Below are 15,666 nucleotides of genomic sequence, written 5' to 3' on the forward strand. Positions count from 1 at the left end.
ATGTCCTACGACGGCTTCCGCCGACCACTGGACCTCCTCGGCCTTGCCTGACCAGCGCTCTCACGCAAGATCAAAAGACTTTGCAACAGCCCTGCCCCCGGGGGGCTTCGAAGGGGTTCTCAAAACGATGGTGAAGAGCGTTGCACACAGAGTCTCGCCGGTATATCCAAGGAATCCGATTTCGACCCTACGGGCTTGGAAAGCGTCTCCGACGAATTTGCCGATTTCACTGTATTTGACCAAGGCGCCGGCTGGGGCTCTCACCGACGAAATCAATTCCTTGAAATGGTCAGACAGTACGCCCGGAGAGGCTGAACGGAGCTGCGAGATAGGCCTGCCGTCCAGGGCGCCGCCCACCGTTTTGACGAACGGCGCGGCCAATCCCGTGGCGAACATTCCAAGTAACAAGGACTGCGCCACCACAGGGTCGAACCGATCTCGGAAGCGCCTCAACTGCCTCCCCTAGGCCAGGGCACGGGCAAGGTAGGGGTTTGCCGTTGGGCGAACGCGCAGCCCAAGGGAGGCCGTAGCAGCGGCCAGAGTCATGGCGTACGAGTCAACGGCTCGCCGCACGTTAGGGGCGTCCAGGCTCTCGCCCGTCACAAGGCGATCCAAGTCCACGTAGGCAGATCGCACGATCTCGATCCACCGGTAAACAGCCCAGTCCTGCTGCCAATTTGAAGTGTACTTAGCAGGTAGCAACCGTTCCCAACGGCGGAACATCCGGTCTCGGATCTCTGGGCGAGTCGGCGTCAGATGCATGTGCCGGACCAAGTCGTAGAGCGGATCACCGACGATCGCCATCTCCCAGTCGATGATGGTCAACGCCAAGTGGTCGTCGCGGCGAACGAGATTCCACGGGTTGAGGTCGCCGTGCAGCAAGCCCGGCTCTCGATGACTCACCTCGTGCCTGGAAAGGATCTGCTCCAGACGTTCGGCACCTGGCAGGCCCAGGAGCTTGGCCAACTGCTTTGAGTCCTCAGGCAACTCAGCGACGATGGCAACGAGTTGAGCTCTCAGCCATGGGAAAAAGCCCCCTTCACCGGCTGCCGGATCGACTCGCTTGTAATCGACCCGCGTCAGGGCACGCAGCTGATCCACGAGACCGTCCGCTTCATGCGGCAGCAGACCGTGCACCGGATGGTTGGGAGGTCGGCCGATGTCACGCGATCCGACGTAGGTGTGGATGGCGAAGCTGTCTTTGGGATAGCTCTCACCGAGTGCCAGGACCCTCGGTGCGGCGACCTCGCCGGTCGCTTCCTCGATAGCTTGGAGCACGGCGTGCTCGCTGAGAAAGCTGGGCTCTCTGCGACACAACTCGGGGAGTCTTCGGCGCACCACCACCGGGAAGTCCACGCTTGGCACCCACACGACCGAGTTGAGGTGGGCGGTGCCTTTGAACACCTGGCCCGATTGAGCGGCGCCTTCCGCCAGCAGTGCCTCCCGCACGGCGGAGTCCCGAAACTCGGGACGCTCGGGAACACGCCGGTCAGGTACCCAGTCGAAAGCCTTCGCGATCCAGTCCCGACCGCTGATGTCACCGTTGCTGCGCGATGCCAGCCACCGAAAGAGTGCCCGCTCGATCTCACGCTCGCTCGGTACGTTCGCCAGGCGAAGTGGCCCAGCGGCCAACTCCAACGCCCTGCGGACCACAGCCGTCGCCTCGTTCAGCCTCTTCTGGGTGAGCGACTCCTCCAACGACCTGGCAGCCCTCATGACGTCCGGGTAGACGGATTGAGCTCGCTCGAAGTCCACGTAACGGCGCAGATCCTTACCCAAACCGTTTACGGCGGCGGGCCGGATCTCCTGCATGGCGAGCGCCCAAGCATCGATGACCTCGGGCCACTGATGGGTTGGATACTGCATGCGCACCAGGTGTGTCGCAAGATCATGAAGGGGATCGCCGTACGTCGCCAGTTCCCAATCGACGCAGATCAGCGGAGGGTCAGCGCCGTACGACATGATCACGTTGTCCCGGTGCAGGTCGGCATGGAGCAGGCTGTACGGCCTCCGGGCCATGGCGGGCACCCTCTCGGCCATTCCGACCAAGGCGTTCTCGGGGATGCCGAGTGCCGCAAAGAGCCCGCCGAAGACCGGCCAATTGGGCTGCCGGATCTGCTTGTCAGCAAGGTGGGCGAGAGTCTTCAGGAAGCCTTGGCTGTCCGTCAGGTTGGCCGGCCAGGTGTGGGGCAGCGCCGGGAGTGCCACCCGGCGAACCTGTGCCATCTGGGCGAGTAAGCCCGTCAGCGCCTTGATCAGCAGCGTGTCGACAGGTTTACCGTTCCCGCAGACGCTGGAGAGTGGCACTCCCTCGACGTAGCTATGGATGGCGAACCCGTCCCCCTTGACGAGGCACTCTGGTACGTGCGGCAGGACACCGCGGATCGCGTGGAGGATCTCAGCCTCGTCCTGCCAGGTTCTGATCACCACAGGGAGCGCGTCGGATCGTCGGATCCGCACGGTCACGCGCGTACCAGGCTCACGCTCCAGCAGGCGGGCCACGACCCCCGGTAGCCGCACCGTGTAGTTCCGGTTGTGGTGACCGCTGGCCGGCTTTCCTTCTTCTGCGGCTTTCACGAAGGACCGGTAGACGCCACTGCGCATGTCGCCAGCGGCATGTCCCATCAGAAGGCGTGTGGGAACAGGCGGTGCACCCACAGGCCGCTCCGAGAAGAGATGGGACATGAAAGAGGATGAAAGATGTATGTCACGACACGCCAGAGGCAGACTTGAGCGAGCGGTTTGCCACTCGACTGCAGCACTCTGTACGAGACGGTTGACGACTCGGCGTGTTCGTCATCTCATACGCGCGAAAGCCCGCAACCGTTCATTGCGGGGTTTAATCCATGCTCGGTGCGGGGATCCTACAGGATTAGGGCATGGGCGCCACCCAAGACTGGTAACGTCCGTGTAACCACTTTGTGTGGTCATTTCCTGCTATTCGGACAACAGGTTCCAGACCGAGTCGAACCACTTCTGCATGCTTTCCACGAAGACCGTCCCTGGTGCGTTGGGGTCGGAGACATCCTTCACGTGATGAGTCAGCGTCGCACCAAGCCCGAGCACATCGAGAGCCGAGACGACATCTCCGGCCTCCAGCTCCATCTGACGTTGAATCACCTCGTACATGCCATGCAGAGCTTCCGTCTTGTTGAGCAGATAGAGCTTGAAGCACGGGATCAGCGGTGCACGCCGGATCTGCAGGTCGACGTCGTCAACAAGCCTCTCGGTCCTCAAGTCGTTCAGCAGGCCGCGCAGAGAGTCCGTGTGCCGCTGTGTGATGGCATGAAGGCGCCGCCAGGGGCGGGGGTCGTCCTTGTCATCGCTTAGCCGGGGGTAGGGAAGAGCCAACGACTCGTCAGGCAGCAGCATGCGCAGAGTGATTCGCCGGGGCTTGATCACTTGCCCATGGATACGTTCCGCCTGCAGGCGGATGTGCGCGTCCAGTGACTCGGACGTCAACGTGTAGACATCCAGGGTGACTTCAGGCTGTTCGAATGCCTCGCTGATGAGCGGCCCCAGCGTCATCCCCCGCGGTGTCCTGCTGGCCTTGGGCGTGGATGACTGTATGAGCTGCGTCTTGATGACGCGCGACCCGCTGCCCTGCCGCGACTCGATCCAGCCCTCTCGGACCAGATCCTTCATCGCCCGTTGGACCGTGTCGCGCGAAACCTCGAACTCTTCGGCCAGGTCGCGCTGTGAAGGCAGGAAGGAACCTCGCCCGTACGTGCCGTCGGTCATCCGGGCACGCAGTTCGTCGGATACCCGCTGGAACTCCTTGCCGCCACCGTCGGAGCTCTGATGTGCGTCCACACATCGAAACTACCGCCCCCAGTCCACTGGCACACCACTTCCAGTCATGTGAACAAGGCCGATTGGACGGGTCAGTTAAGGGATCAAACGGACTGGGCAGACCAACCTCAGGCCATGCAGTCCAATTGGACCGCTAGTTGATCGGTCGGCCGTAAGTGGAAGGGGTGGTGGGGGACATGCTCCTGATCCAGGTGTGCTGGGAGCTCGCCCAAGTGGTTCTGGGGTTACAGGCCCAGGCGCGACTAGGTGTCATTGGTGTGCTGCTTCTGCTGCTGATCGGCGCGGGTATCCGGGCTCGACACGCCAGGGTCGCCGTGGCTGCCGCAGTCGTCTTCGCGCTGCTGATGACTCAAGCCTGATCCCTGAGCAGTCGCAGGACCTGTTCGAGCGAGGTCACGATCGCCGTGGCGCCCGCGTCGCGCAACCGTTTCTCCTTGTCCTCGTTACGCGCGTAGCCCAGAAACGCGACACGGGCGTTCTGCGCTGCTTCGAAGTCCGAGGGGGTGTCGCCGATCATCAGGGCGGCCGACGGTGACGCGCCCATCGCGTTCAGGGCGCGGTTGAGGCAGTACGGGTCCGGCTTGAGACGGTGGAGGTCCTGGGTGCGGCCGTAGATGTGGGGGGCGAAGCACGAGGTGAGGCCGCGGCCCTCCAGGTAGGTGCGCACCACCCGTGGGGAGTTGTTGGTGGTGATGGCCAGGCGTGAGCCGATCGCGCTCCAGGTGCGGATCAGGGGGTCGGCGTAGGCCGTGGGCAACGCCGTTGCCGTGGCGCGCAGTTCCTCCTGGGTGAGGCGTTCCTCGAGTTCCGCGACCAGATCGCTGCGGGGATGCCGGCGGTCCACGGCGCGCAGCACGACGTGGGGGTCCAGGGTCTTCAGTTCGGACTTCGTCAGCAGGCCGTGGAGGCCGCGGCTCTCGAGCCAGCCCGCGAGGTCGGCGGCCACCTTCTCCGCCGAGTGACCGGCGAACAGGCGGCAGATCGGGCCGTCGAAGTCCCATAGCACGACGCGTGCGTGTGTGATCAGTTCTCGGAGCTTCTCCGTGTCGTTCTCGGTCTCTTCTGTCACCGGCTCAGTCTGCGTCGTTTCAGAAGTCACTAGGAGAGTGTCAGGTCCGTCGTGATGGTTTCCCAGAGGGCGTTGAACCACTTCTCGGATTCCTCCACAAACGCCTCATCGCGCTGGCTCGCCCGCTTCTCGAACGAGAACAGGAGCGATTCGGTGCCCAGGACGTCGTACATGTCCATCGTGCCGGCGTCCGTGGGCTCCTCGCGGCGCGTGATCATGTAGTACGCGACCAGTGCCTCCGCGCCGTTGAGCAGGTACAGCTTCACGGGCGGGGTGAAGGGCAGCGCGCGGAAGGTGACGTTGACGTCGATGCCGTGGGAGAAGCGCAGCGAGCGGAGGTTGTGACGCAGCACGTGCCCCTGTGAGTTGCGCTGAGCGAGCCACCGTTCGTGGACCGGGTCGTCGTCGGACCGTCCTTGGACCGGGACGGGAAAGGCGAGAGAGATGTCGCGCGAGGGGAGGAGGATGCGGACGTCGATCGACTTCGGGCGGATGCGGCCCTCATGGATCAGGCGAATGGGTTCTCCCAGGGCCAGCATCAGGGTCTCGGCGGTGAGGCACGCGGCGTCGACACGGACATGCTGTGCCGCGAACGCCTCCGTCATCCGCGGTGCCAGCCCGACCATCGTCGGCTGGGGCTCGCCAACCGGCGCCGGCGGTGCCGCGATCCGTGGCGGGCTTCCCTTGCTCACGTTGCTCAGCAGGCCGTCTTCCTGGAGCGCGCGCAGGGCCTGGCGGACGGTGCCTCGTTCCACTCCGAACTCGTCGGCGAGTTCGGCCTGGGTGGGCAGGCGGTCTCCTGCCTTGAGGTCGCCGGAGCGGATGCGTTCCCGCAGGATGTCGGCGATCTCCTGGGGGGAGAGCCTTCTGCTGCCGTTCACTGCCACGTTCTCCTGGGTCACAACCAAACGCTACAACTTCGATCCATCTACAGGGAGTTGTTTGCAGCTTGGTTTATGAGTGGGTGCCAAGCGGGGACAACTACATCAGAGTTGGCTGCCAACTTCCAGGAGTTGGCGGAAGGTTTGCTTCCTGTCTGAGTCCGCCTCTGCTCCCCTCGCACAACCCCCCCACCGCATCGTCCCGCCCGCGCAGCCTGAAGGGGGAACCACCGTGCCTGCTCTCGCCCTCCTCTCCGCCGTGTTCGTCGTCGGCTTCGATCAGGTGATCAGCTGGCGCTACGGCGCCAGCGGAATCATCGGCCTGCTCCTGCTCACCATCGGCATCAAGGCCAAGAACCCGGCCGTCAGCTCGATCGGAGCCGTCGTGCTCGCCCTGCTGGTCGCGGGGCCCGCTCTATGAGCGTGGACACGGACCGGTCGGACACCGTGGGAGACCTCAGCTCGTGAGCACCAGCTCCGAACTGATCGTCTCCCACAGTGCGTTGAACCACAGGTGGGACTGCTCGACGAAGGTGGTGTCGCGCAGGCCGGCGCCCTGGGCGAAGGCGAACAGCATCGACTGGGTGCCTTCCGCGTCGTACATCTCCAGGTGCTCGTGGTCGACCTCCTCCTCGCGCCGCGTGAGGGTGTAGTACGCGAACAGCGCCTCCATGCCGTTGAGCAGGTACAACTTCACGGGCGGGGTGAAGGGCAGCGCGCGGAAGGTGACGTTCACGTCGATGCCGTGCGTGGCGCGCAGCGCCAGCAGGTTGTGCCGCAGCACCTGGCCCTGGGCGTTGCGCTGGGCCAGCCAGCGGCGCTGCAGCTTGCCGTCGGCCGACGGATCGACCGGCGTCGGGAAGGCGAGCTCGATGTCGCGGCTGGGCAGCAGCACACGGACGTCGACCTTGGCCGGTTTCAGTCGCCCCTCGTGGATCCGGCGCAGCGGCTCGCCGATGGCGAGGGTCAGGGAGACCGAGGTCAGGCAGAGGGCGTCTATCTCGACGTGCGGGGCCGCGAACGCGTCCTCTATGCGCGGGGCAAGGGCCACCATCGTCGGCAGCGGCGGAGCCCCCGGACCGCTCAGCGCCTTGCCGAGGCCCAGGTCAGCGGCCACCGTCGCCGGACTTCCCTTGGATACGTTGGTCAGCAGGTGCTCCGACTGCAGAATACGCAGTGCCTGGCGTACGGCGCCGCGCTCGACACCGAACTCGTCCGCCAAAGTGGCCTGTGTAGGCATGCGTTGACCCGGTCGCAGCTGACCCGACCTGATGCGGGCGCGCAGCTCGTCGGCCACATCCTGATGGGACGTCGGTGACGTCTGTGACCGCTGTGACCTCTTCCGCCCGTTGACGGCGGCATGTTTCGGGTCCACGACCAAACCCTACAACTTCCCGCCATCTTTGGGCAGTTCCAGAAGAGGTGGTTATAAGACGTCTCCAAGGGCAGATAAGTACTGTGAAGTTGGTCGCCAACTTCAGGAACATGGTCAAACTTCAGGAGGGTTGGCCGCAACCACGGGGTCCGCCTCACCGTCCCGAAGGAGGGACCGTCATGCCGCTCATCGCCCTTGCCGCCGCCGCCCTCGCCATCGGATTCGAGCAGCTCATCCAGTGGAAGTACGGGCCCTTGGGCATCATCGCGTTCGTCGCACTGTCCGTGGGACTCAAGGCCAGGAACACGGCGATCAGCGGCCTCGGCGCGGTCATCCTCGTGATGCTGCTCGCCCAGTCCGGCTGAGCCCGGCCGGTTCGCCGGCCCCCAGGATCCGGCTGGCCGGGCTCCCTTCCGGAGGGGAGCCGGGAGCCTGGTCAGCTGCACCAGCACAGCCACAACCGAACACCGACAACCGAACAGCTCCACCGGCACAGCCACAACTCAAGAGCACAGCCACACCTCAACAGGCACAACGGCACCGCCACAACCGAACAGCTACGGATGAGTCAGCAATCGCCTGAAGAAGGGGAGTTCAGAACATGTCCGGGCACCACGGGCGCCTGGACGTACGCAGCAGGGCGTCGCCCACCAGGGCGGCGCCCGCTCGTTCCTCCCGGACCCGGCCGAGCGCCACCAGCCGCGTGACCGACTCGTCGCCCAGCCACAGCCGCGCCAGATCGCCGACGTCCAGGGTGAGTTCGGCGGACTCGGTGGTCGGCGCGCAGGACGCGCCCTGCGCCGACGCCTCCAGCCGGTAGCGGCCGCCCGTCAGACCGGCGCGGTCGGCGACCTCCAGCACCAGGGAGCCCGCGCCCTCGTACGCCCGCGACTCCAGCGCCCGTACGACATCCAGGATCCGCACCCACAGCCAGTCCGAGGCCGAGGTGATGCGGGCGGCCCGCGCGTCCGGCAGGAGGAGCGGGAGGAGGTCGTCAGGGGCCCGCTGGCCGCTCTTGACGTGGGTGACCCAGTCGATGGAGCAGAGGTAGAGCCACAGGGCGCGATGGGCGGCCGGGGTCGCCGCCAGCAGCTCCCGTACGGTCGCCGTGTCCTGGGGCTGGTTGGCGTCGCCCCACTTGTCGTCGACCACGTACGCGGTCAAACCCTCGACCTCGCCGTTCGCCGCGCGGTACACGGCGTAGAACGGCTCCGTCCACTTCGGGTCCAGGCGCAGGACGCCGGTGTTGTGCCGCCACCACCACTCGCTGCGGCTGACCACGCCGGGGGTGGCGGCGCGGACGCGGTCGTGCAGTTCGGGGCCGAGCTTGCGGACCTCCTCGCCGTTCACCAGGTCGATGCGGCCGCCGTCCTCCGGCCCGGACCAGCGGGGGTCGAGGCCGGCGCGCGGGACGTCGACGGTCCACTCGGCGGCCGAGGTGGCCGGGCCGAAGCCGTAGCGGCCGTAGATCGGGTACTCGGCGGCGATCAGGGTGGCCACACAGTCGCCCCGCTCCTTGGCGGCCGCGAGGTCCTGGCCCATCATCCGGGTCAGCAGGCCGCGGCGGCGGTGGGTGGCGCTGACCGTGACGCCGGAGACGGCGTCGGCGGTGACCGGGGTGCCGCCGACCGCGGTGACCTCCTGCTCGAACGAACGGAACGTCGCCACGCAGCGGCCCCCGTCGAACGCGCCGAGGTAGCGGCTCGCCTCGAAGCGCTCGCGCCGGGCCTCGAGTTCCTCCTCGGAGACGGTCGGCGCCTGCAGGAAGCCGGTCTTCACCGCGCGGAGCCACTCCGGGAGCTCGGCCTCGGTGATCGGACGGACGTCTATGTCGGAGTGCGCGCGGGTCATGGGATCACCGTAGATCCACGGCGCTGGGGTGTCGCCCGATTTTCCCCGCCGCCCGCCGGCCCGCCCGGCGCTCCTCCGCTCGCCCCGCCGGCCCGCCGGCACTCCTCCGCTCGCCCCGCCCGCCCGCGCCACGCCCACTCGCCCCGCCCGTCCCCCGCAGGCCACGCGTCACGTCAGCAGATCGTCGACCTGCGCCTCCCCGTCCCGGTACCGGCGCGCGATCTCCGCGCTGCAGTCGTCCGCCGTCCGCTGGAGGCGGTGGCGTCGCCGGGACACCTGCTGCTCGTAGCGGACCAGGCGGGCCATCGCGGTGGTCAGTTCCAGGTCGGTGCGGGCGCTGAGGTCCGAGAGCTCGACCTCGGCGAGCATGTCGGCGGCCAGGCGCCGGTACTCCTCGTTGTGCGGCGTGCCCAGCGTGACGTGGCGGGCGGAGGAGCGCTGGCGGGCCGGGGCGTCCGTGAGGATCTCCGGAAGGCGCTCGACCACGCTGCCCGCGCCCGCCGGCGACCGCCGCGCCTGCTCCGCGCGCAGGATGTCGATACGGCCCTGCAGCAGCCGCCGCACATAGCTGAGGTCGGCCTCGTCGCGCTGGGCGTCCCGGCGCAGGGTGCGCAGTTCGGGCAGGCTCAGCGTGGTCAGATCGTGCTCCGGCGGGCCGGCGGGCAGCTGCGGGCCCGGGCTGTCGGTGCGCTGCACGGGCGGCCGCAGGGTCATCCGCTCCCCCGTTCCGATCAACGGGACAGCCCCAGGGGGCTGCTGCCCGGTACTCGATGTGCTCATGTGCCTCTACCGTCCCCTCGACCGGCGTGTGGAAGCATCGTGCCACCCCAAGTGGCCGCTATGTGACCGAGTGCCCCCGATCGGCCCCAGATGGGGGGGTAAGGAGCAAAAAGAATGCCGGTGCGGTCTCCCGTGAACGGCCCGGCATGATGGTCGTATGCGTGCAGTGGTGCAGAGAGTGGACGGCGCGGACGTCGTCGTGGACGGCGAGACGGTCGGGGAGATCACCGGTGAGGGGCTGTGCGTCCTGGTCGGGGTGACTCATGAGGACACCAAGGAGACGGCGGCCCAGCTCGCCCGCAAGCTCTGGTCGATCCGCATGCTCCAGGACGAGAAGTCGTGCAGCGACATCGACGCACCGCTGCTCGTCATCAGTCAGTTCACCCTGTACGGGGACGCCCGCAAGGGACGCCGGCCCACCTGGAACGCGGCCGCCCCGGGCGACGTCGCCGAGCCCCTCGTCGAGGAGGTCGTGGCCCGGCTGCGCGCGCTCGGCGCGACGGTGGCGACGGGCCGCTTCGGCGCGAAGATGCGCGTCTCGCTCACGAACGACGGCCCGTTCACCGTGCTGCTGGAGATGTGAGCCCCAGGGGCGCCGTCGCTACGGCTCGACGACCACTTCCTGCGCCGCCGCCGTCTCTCCGGCCAGGAGCCTCGCGTCCACCGGAACGTTCCGCTTCACCAGGGCCAGGGCGACCGGGCCCAGTTCGTGGTGGCGTACGGACGTGGTGATGGTGCCGATCTTGCGGCCGTCGGGCTCGTCGTCGGCGAGGCGGATCTCCGTGCCGGGGGTGGGCAGGTGCACCTCGCTGCCGTCCAGGTGGAGGAAGACCAGGCGGCGCGGGGGCTTGCCCAGGTTCTGGACGCGGGCGACGGTCTCCTGGCCGCGGTAGCAGCCCTTCTGCAGATGCACCGCGCTGCCGATCCAGCCCAGCTCGTGCGGGATGGTGCGGTGATCGGTCTCGAAGCCGAGGCGCGGGCGGTGCTGCTCGACGCGGAGCGCCTCGTGGGCCAGGATTCCCGCGGGCGGGCCCGCCTTCTCGGCGTAGGACTCCAGGTCCGCGCGCGGCAGGAAGAGGTCGCGGCCGTACGGCGTCTCGCGTACGACGACGCCCTGCGGGACCTCGGCGATCGAACCGGCCGGCAGGTGCACCACCGCGAACTCGGCCGTGCGGTCGGCGACTTCGACCTTGTAGAAGAACTTCATCGACTCCAGGTACGCGAGGAGCGCGTCCTGCGTGCCGGGCTCGACGTGGGCCCAGACCGTCTCCCCGTCGTCGACCAGATAGAGCGCGTGTTCGATATGGCCGTGTGCGGAGAGGATCAGGGCCTCGGTGGCCAGACCGGGCGGGAGGTCGGCGACGTGCTGGGTGAGCAGCAGGTGCAGCCAGCTCAGCCGGTCCTCGCCGGTGACGGTGACGACGCCGCGGTGCGAGAGATCGACGAAGCCGGACCCGTCGGCGAGGGCGCGCTGCTCGCGGAACAGATCGCCGTAGTGGGCGGCTACGCCTTCGTCCGCGCCCTCGGCGGGGACGGCGCCGGGCAGGGACAGCAGGGGGCTCTTCATGGGCACAAGCCTACGACTCGGTAGTTGAACCCTGCAGGGAACAGTCGCGGCATCGGCCGAAGATCGCGAAGTGCTTCATGTCCGTCTCGAAGCCGAACTCCCGGCGCAGCTTCGCGGTGAACTCCGCGGCCACCGACACATCGGCCTCGATCACGTTCTGGCAGTCCCGGCAGACCAGGTGGATGTGGTGGTGGCGGTCCGCGAGGTGGTACGTCGGCGCGCCGTGCCCCAGGTGGGCGTGGCTGACCAGGCCGAGCTCCTCCAGGAGCTCCAGGGTGCGGTACACGGTGGAGATGTTGACCCCCGACGCCGTCTTCCTCACTTCCACGAGGATGTCGTCGGGGGTCGCGTGCTCAAGGGTGTCCACGGCTTCGAGGACAAGCTGCCGCTGCGGCGTCAGCCGGTAGCCGCGCTGCCTGAGGTCGCTCTTCCAGTCGGTGCTCACCACACCGACGAGTCTAGAGCTACTTGAAGAAGGCGATCCCGTCGTCAGGCATGTCGTCGGGAAGGGCCTTGGCCCAGCGTTCGACGTCCTCGGGGGTGACGACCTTCTTCAGGTGCGCCGACATGTAGGGGCGCAGCTCGACCTCGGGGGTCTGCTTCTCGCCGACCCACATCAGGTCGCTCTTCACGTAGCCGTACAGGCGCTTGCCGCCGGAGTACGGGGCGGAGGCGGCCGTGCGGGCCACGGCGTCGGTGACCAGGTCGATCTGCGGCTTCTGGGAGGCGAGTTCGCCGTACCAGATCTCGATGACGCCGTCGTCGCGGGTCATCGTGACCTCGACCTTGCGGTCGGCGTCGACGCGCCAGAAGCCGGACTCGGACTCCAGCGGCCGCACCTTGTTGCCGTCGTTGTCCAGGACCCAGGTGCGGGAGTGGTACTCCAGGAAGTCACGGCCGTCGTGGGTGAAGGTGACCTCCTGCCCGAAGTTGCACTTCTCGGAGCCGGGGAAGTCGTGCACGCCCGCGCCGGCCCAGTTGCCGAGCAGGAAGGCGAGCGGGACGAGGTCCTTGTGGAGGTCGGACGGGATCTCGATCATGGGGTCGGCAGTTCCTTGATGGGGGTCAGCGCTGGCCCTGGTACAGCTTCTTCACGGTCAGCCCGGCGAAGGCGAGGACGCCGACGCAGACCAGGACCAGCAGGGCTTCGAAGAATGCCTCAAGCACGGGGTGCTCCTTGGTTGAGGGACGAGCGGTACAAAGGCCGCCCCCAGCTTACGCGGCCGGGGGCGGCCCCTCCGTGCGAGGTACGCCGATGCGGGAGTCAGCCGAGCAGCTCGCTCTGCAGGGCCACCGTCTGGCGGAACGGTACGGCCTTCGCCGCGCCCTTCCTCGACTGCACGATCACGGCGAGGACGTCACCGGCGGACAGGTATCCCTGCCGGACCTGTTCGGCGCCGTAGGGCTTGGACTCCACGTACACGGAGTACGGGATGTTGTCGTCGTGGGCCTCGGACGGGAAGTCGTCGTCGAAGAGGGAGGTGCCGGCGCCGCGCAGCTGCTCGCGGGGGCCGTCGGCCGGGGCGACGTCCCGGTGCATCAGCTCGTCCACGACGGCCGCGGTGCCGAACTGCAGCAGGTAGACGCGGGTGTGCGTGCCGTCCGGGGTGGTCCAGCCGCGGGCCGCGATGTGCCGCAGGCCGTTGTCGACGAAGGTCTGGCTGAACTGGTCCCGGACGTACTTCTCCGCGTACTCGGCCACGAAGTCCTTCGTGGCCAGCCAGCCGTCCGTGCCTCGCAGCTTCTTGTCCTCCACCGCTCCCCTGGGCGCGGGCAGCACGAGGGCGCGCAGGTCGGCGTAGTGGGTACCGGACGGGTTGCGCTCGTCGAAGGGTGCCGGGCTGCCGGAGGGCAGCGGCGGCTTCACGAGCGTGGGGTAGTCCCAGCGGCCGTCCGACCGCGTCGCCAGGCCCGGTACGTCGGTCCGCTCCATCCCGGTGATGCCGTACGCCGTTGCGGCACCGGCGGCCGCGAACACCACGACGGCCGCGGTCCAGCGCAGGACGGCACGCAGGACACGGCGGTCCTTCTTCACGGGGGGCGGGTCCTGCACCGGCGGCACTACGGCGGCCTGGGACTCGGTCTGGACGGTGGGCTCCGCCGGTTCGGGGTGCGCGGTGGGCACCGCCGGTTCGGCCTGCGCGGTGGACACCGCCGGTTCGGGGTGTGCGGTGGGCTCGGTCTGGACGGTGGGCTCGGTCTGTTCGGTCATACGGCCTCTCCCGGCTCGGCGATGCGGTCGAGCTGGCTCTCGAGGAGCGCCGCGACCCCCTCGGCGTCGAAGGGCTTGACTCCGTACGCGGTGACGGTGACCAGGACGTCTCCCCGGTAGGCGGAGCAGAGCATCGAGTCGAGCTTCTCGTGGGAGCCCGACTTCTTGGGCGGCAGGAAGCACGCGGCGTCCTTGTAGCCCTTGATCTTCGGCCCCTTGCGGAAGATGTCGAGGCCGCCGAGGAACGCGTTCTGGGACGTCGAGATGTCGCGCACGGCGGCCTGGTTCCGCATCTGGGACAGCTCGATGGTCACGGCCGTGGCGGTGTCCGTGAAGAAGGAGCTGCCGGCCTCCCTGACGTAGCTGCGCATGGCCATGCCCTGGATGTGCTGCTTGTCGATCAGCTTCTCCAGCTGCCTGCGCTGGGTGCGCGGCAGGTTCCGCAGCGCCTCCTTGCGCAGGGCGGTGGCCTGGGCGCCGCTGAACTGGGCGTCGGCGGGGTACTCGCCGAGGTCCGGGCCGCGCTTCCAGCCGTCGGCGTACTTCACGAGCATCCCGGAGAGCCCGCTCGCGGGCGCCTCCTTCTGGTCGTCGATGCTCTTCGGCTCCGGGAACTTCCAGACGGCCGCACCGGCGTCGCGGTCGGCGCGGTTCACGGTGACGACGGTGCAGGCGACGCCGGCGACCACGGCCGCGGCAAGCAGGACGCTCCCCGCGACGACGGCGATACGCCCACGAGAACGCCCCTTCCCGACCACCTGAGAAACGGGCTCCTGGTCAGCCCCGGGCGCGGGCGCAGACTCGGGCTCGGACGCGGGCTCGGGCTCGGGCTCGGGCTCGGGCTGGACGGCGGGCTCAGCCACTGGCTGGGCGACGGGCTGGGGCGCGGACTCGGACTCCGACGCGGACGCAGCCGTGGGCTGGACGGCCGGCTCAGACACCGACTCGGCCACGGACCCAGCCGCGGACTCCGCCGCGGGCTGGACGGCCGGCTCAGACACCGGCTGGGCGACGGGCTCGGGCACGGAGTCGGCCACAGGCTCAAGCGCCGGCTCGGACGCGGACTCAGGCGCGGGCCTGCCTGCGGGCCCAGGCGCGGGTTCGGCCGCGGGCTCGGCCGTCGGCCGGGCGACGGGCTCGGCTGCGGGCTCAGGTGCCGGACGAGGGGCCGGCTCAGGTGCGGGCTCGGGGGCGGGCTCGGGCTCGGGTGTTGGGTCTGTCGGGTTGGTGGGGGGCTTGCTCACAGCCGCTCCATCTGCCGCTTGGCCAGGTCCATGATCCGGGACTTGGTGATCGGCTTGGTGTCGTAGATCCAGAGCTCCATGGCGATGTCACCGCGGTAGGCGTACGCCTCCGCGCCGTAAATCGGCAGGAAGCCGGCCTTGGTCTCCGGCCGGTGGAGGACGTACGCCGTGCCGCTGCCCGTGCCGGGGATGGGCCAGCTGTCGATGTCGGGCTTGCGGTCCGCCCAGTACTGGTTGTTGTCGCTGGAGTCGGCGGCCTCCAGGGACTCGTCCTGGCGGAACTGGATCAGCCGGATCTCCACCGTCTGGTGGCCGCCCACCTGCCAGCCGATGACGGCCGCGCGGCGGAACTCGTCGGTGATGAGGTTGTTGAACATGGTGCCGGACTTGCCGTACGTCTCGGCGAATTCGGCCAGGTTCATCCAGCCGTCGCGGGGGATCCAGTCCGCCGTCTTCGTGCCGGCCGGCTTCTTCAGCAGCAGCTTGCGCAGGTCGCCGTCGGCCCGCACCTGGCGGTCCTGGGCGGCGGACAGCGGCTCGGGTGCCTTGCCCTTCGACTGCGCCAGCGTCGGCTGGGACAGCGGCGGCAGCTTCGTCGGCTCGCGGCCGGCCTGGATCAGGTATCCGGTGCAGGTGCCCGCCACGACGCCGAGGAGTGCGGCGCCCACGACGAGCAGCGTGGTGCGGCCACGGCGGGCTGGCGCGGCAGACGCGGCGGGCGCGGCAGACGCGGCGGGCGTATCCGGCGCCATCGGCGCAACCTGCGCGTCGACCGCTTCTTCGGGCTCTTCGGGTCCTTCCAACACGTCCCCCCACAAACAAGAAGCACGCATTCCGTATGCGTGCTCACAGGAGACTCATGGCCGGAGGCCGC

The 15,666-nt window shown here is 68.2% G+C and carries 17 protein-coding genes; 4 read left to right on the top strand and 13 right to left on the bottom strand.

Annotated elements, in window-relative coordinates:
* Positions 1-462: 462 nt before the first annotated feature.
* Positions 463-2,625 (bottom strand): phosphotransferase, encoded by a 2,163-nt coding sequence (locus ACIRPX_RS38225; protein ID WP_404204044.1) that lies wholly within the window; start codon positions 2,623-2,625, stop codon positions 463-465.
* Between the two features lie 312 nt (positions 2,626-2,937).
* On the bottom strand, positions 2,938-3,813 hold the full coding sequence (locus tag ACIRPX_RS38230; protein WP_404204046.1) for a winged helix-turn-helix domain-containing protein: 876 nt from the start codon (positions 3,811-3,813) through the stop codon (positions 2,938-2,940).
* Between the two features lie 176 nt (positions 3,814-3,989).
* Here ACIRPX_RS38230 and ACIRPX_RS38235 point away from each other — a divergent pair, with 176 nt between their 5' ends.
* A complete protein-coding gene (locus ACIRPX_RS38235) occupies positions 3,990-4,172 on the top strand; it encodes a hypothetical protein (RefSeq protein WP_404204048.1) in 183 nt (60 codons plus the stop codon).
* On the opposite strand, the gene ACIRPX_RS38240 is transcribed toward ACIRPX_RS38235, so the two are convergent.
* Together ACIRPX_RS38240 and ACIRPX_RS38245 are read right to left on the bottom strand one after the other, a co-directional pair.
* Positions 4,163-4,882: an HAD family hydrolase gene (locus tag ACIRPX_RS38240; RefSeq protein ID WP_404204051.1), complete on the bottom strand. Its 720-nt coding sequence runs from the start codon at positions 4,880-4,882 to the stop codon at positions 4,163-4,165. The two genes, ACIRPX_RS38235 and ACIRPX_RS38240, sit on opposite strands and share 10 nt — an antisense overlap.
* A 29-nt stretch (positions 4,883-4,911) precedes the next feature.
* Entirely contained in the window at positions 4,912-5,790 is an 879-nt protein-coding gene (locus ACIRPX_RS38245; protein WP_404204053.1) for a winged helix-turn-helix domain-containing protein, read from the bottom strand.
* A 205-nt stretch (positions 5,791-5,995) separates the two neighbouring features.
* On the opposite strand from ACIRPX_RS38245, the gene ACIRPX_RS38250 reads away from it, so the two are divergent.
* Positions 5,996-6,184 (top strand): hypothetical protein, encoded by a 189-nt coding sequence (locus ACIRPX_RS38250; RefSeq protein WP_404204055.1) that lies wholly within the window; start codon positions 5,996-5,998, stop codon positions 6,182-6,184.
* 36 nt (positions 6,185-6,220) lie between these two features.
* Here ACIRPX_RS38250 and ACIRPX_RS38255 read toward each other — a convergent pair whose 3' ends face one another.
* Positions 6,221-7,144: a winged helix-turn-helix domain-containing protein gene (locus ACIRPX_RS38255; RefSeq protein ID WP_404204057.1), complete on the bottom strand. Its 924-nt coding sequence runs from the start codon at positions 7,142-7,144 to the stop codon at positions 6,221-6,223.
* Between the two features lie 173 nt (positions 7,145-7,317).
* Here ACIRPX_RS38255 and ACIRPX_RS38260 point away from each other — a divergent pair, with 173 nt between their 5' ends.
* Entirely contained in the window at positions 7,318-7,503 is a 186-nt protein-coding gene (locus ACIRPX_RS38260; RefSeq protein ID WP_404204059.1) for a hypothetical protein, read from the top strand.
* Between the two features lie 229 nt (positions 7,504-7,732).
* Here the strand turns inward: ACIRPX_RS38260 and ACIRPX_RS38265 are convergent, their stop codons facing one another.
* Complete coding sequence (locus tag ACIRPX_RS38265) at positions 7,733-8,989, bottom strand: GNAT family N-acetyltransferase (protein WP_404204061.1); 1,257 nt, start codon at positions 8,987-8,989, stop codon at positions 7,733-7,735.
* Between the two features lie 168 nt (positions 8,990-9,157).
* The gene (locus tag ACIRPX_RS38270; protein ID WP_404204063.1) at positions 9,158-9,769 is read right to left on the bottom strand and encodes an aerial mycelium formation protein; all 612 of its coding nucleotides are present in this window, start codon (positions 9,767-9,769) and stop codon (positions 9,158-9,160) included.
* A 157-nt stretch (positions 9,770-9,926) separates the two neighbouring features.
* Here ACIRPX_RS38270 and dtd point away from each other — a divergent pair, with 157 nt between their 5' ends.
* The gene (dtd, locus tag ACIRPX_RS38275; RefSeq protein ID WP_404204065.1) at positions 9,927-10,352 is read left to right on the top strand and encodes a D-aminoacyl-tRNA deacylase; all 426 of its coding nucleotides are present in this window, start codon (positions 9,927-9,929) and stop codon (positions 10,350-10,352) included.
* 18 nt (positions 10,353-10,370) lie between these two features.
* On the opposite strand, the gene ACIRPX_RS38280 is transcribed toward dtd, so the two are convergent.
* The 6 genes from ACIRPX_RS38280 to ACIRPX_RS38305 form a co-directional block, all read right to left on the bottom strand.
* Positions 10,371-11,336: a YgfZ/GcvT domain-containing protein gene (locus ACIRPX_RS38280; protein WP_404204067.1), complete on the bottom strand. Its 966-nt coding sequence runs from the start codon at positions 11,334-11,336 to the stop codon at positions 10,371-10,373.
* Positions 11,337-11,346: 10 nt separating this feature from the next.
* Positions 11,347-11,784 carry a Fur family transcriptional regulator gene (locus tag ACIRPX_RS38285; RefSeq protein WP_393871106.1) on the bottom strand — a complete coding sequence of 146 codons (438 nt, stop codon included), beginning with the start codon at positions 11,782-11,784 and terminating at the stop codon, positions 11,347-11,349.
* 16 nt (positions 11,785-11,800) lie between these two features.
* Entirely contained in the window at positions 11,801-12,376 is a 576-nt protein-coding gene (locus ACIRPX_RS38290; RefSeq protein ID WP_404204069.1) for an FABP family protein, read from the bottom strand.
* A gap of 224 nt (positions 12,377-12,600) precedes the next feature.
* Positions 12,601-13,548: a hypothetical protein gene (locus ACIRPX_RS38295; RefSeq protein ID WP_404204071.1), complete on the bottom strand. Its 948-nt coding sequence runs from the start codon at positions 13,546-13,548 to the stop codon at positions 12,601-12,603.
* Positions 13,545-14,306 carry a hypothetical protein gene (locus ACIRPX_RS38300; protein WP_404204073.1) on the bottom strand — a complete coding sequence of 254 codons (762 nt, stop codon included), beginning with the start codon at positions 14,304-14,306 and terminating at the stop codon, positions 13,545-13,547. Before ACIRPX_RS38300 ends, ACIRPX_RS38295 begins: the two co-directional genes overlap by 4 nt.
* A 482-nt stretch (positions 14,307-14,788) precedes the next feature.
* Entirely contained in the window at positions 14,789-15,460 is a 672-nt protein-coding gene (locus ACIRPX_RS38305) for a hypothetical protein (protein WP_404204075.1), read from the bottom strand.
* Between the last annotated feature and the right edge of the window lie 206 nt (positions 15,461-15,666).

This window comes from Streptomyces sp. NPDC101225, from assembly GCF_044767585.1.
GTDB lineage: Bacteria > Actinomycetota > Actinomycetes > Streptomycetales > Streptomycetaceae > Streptomyces.

Coding starts and splice junctions, on each gene's coding strand:
- ACIRPX_RS38225 (WP_404204044.1), bottom strand. CDS start 2,625: ATGGGACATGCCGCTGGCGACATGCGCAGTGGCGTCTACCGGTCCTTC.
- ACIRPX_RS38235 (WP_404204048.1), top strand. CDS start 3,990: ATGCTCCTGATCCAGGTGTGCTGGGAGCTCGCCCAAGTGGTTCTGGGG.
- ACIRPX_RS38260 (WP_404204059.1), top strand. CDS start 7,318: ATGCCGCTCATCGCCCTTGCCGCCGCCGCCCTCGCCATCGGATTCGAG.
- ACIRPX_RS38265 (WP_404204061.1), bottom strand. CDS start 8,989: ATGACCCGCGCGCACTCCGACATAGACGTCCGTCCGATCACCGAGGCC.
- ACIRPX_RS38270 (WP_404204063.1), bottom strand. CDS start 9,769: ATGAGCACATCGAGTACCGGGCAGCAGCCCCCTGGGGCTGTCCCGTTG.
- dtd (WP_404204065.1), top strand. CDS start 9,927: ATGCGTGCAGTGGTGCAGAGAGTGGACGGCGCGGACGTCGTCGTGGAC.
- ACIRPX_RS38280 (WP_404204067.1), bottom strand. CDS start 11,336: ATGAAGAGCCCCCTGCTGTCCCTGCCCGGCGCCGTCCCCGCCGAGGGC.
- ACIRPX_RS38290 (WP_404204069.1), bottom strand. CDS start 12,376: ATGATCGAGATCCCGTCCGACCTCCACAAGGACCTCGTCCCGCTCGCC.
- ACIRPX_RS38295 (WP_404204071.1), bottom strand. CDS start 13,548: ATGACCGAACAGACCGAGCCCACCGTCCAGACCGAGCCCACCGCACAC.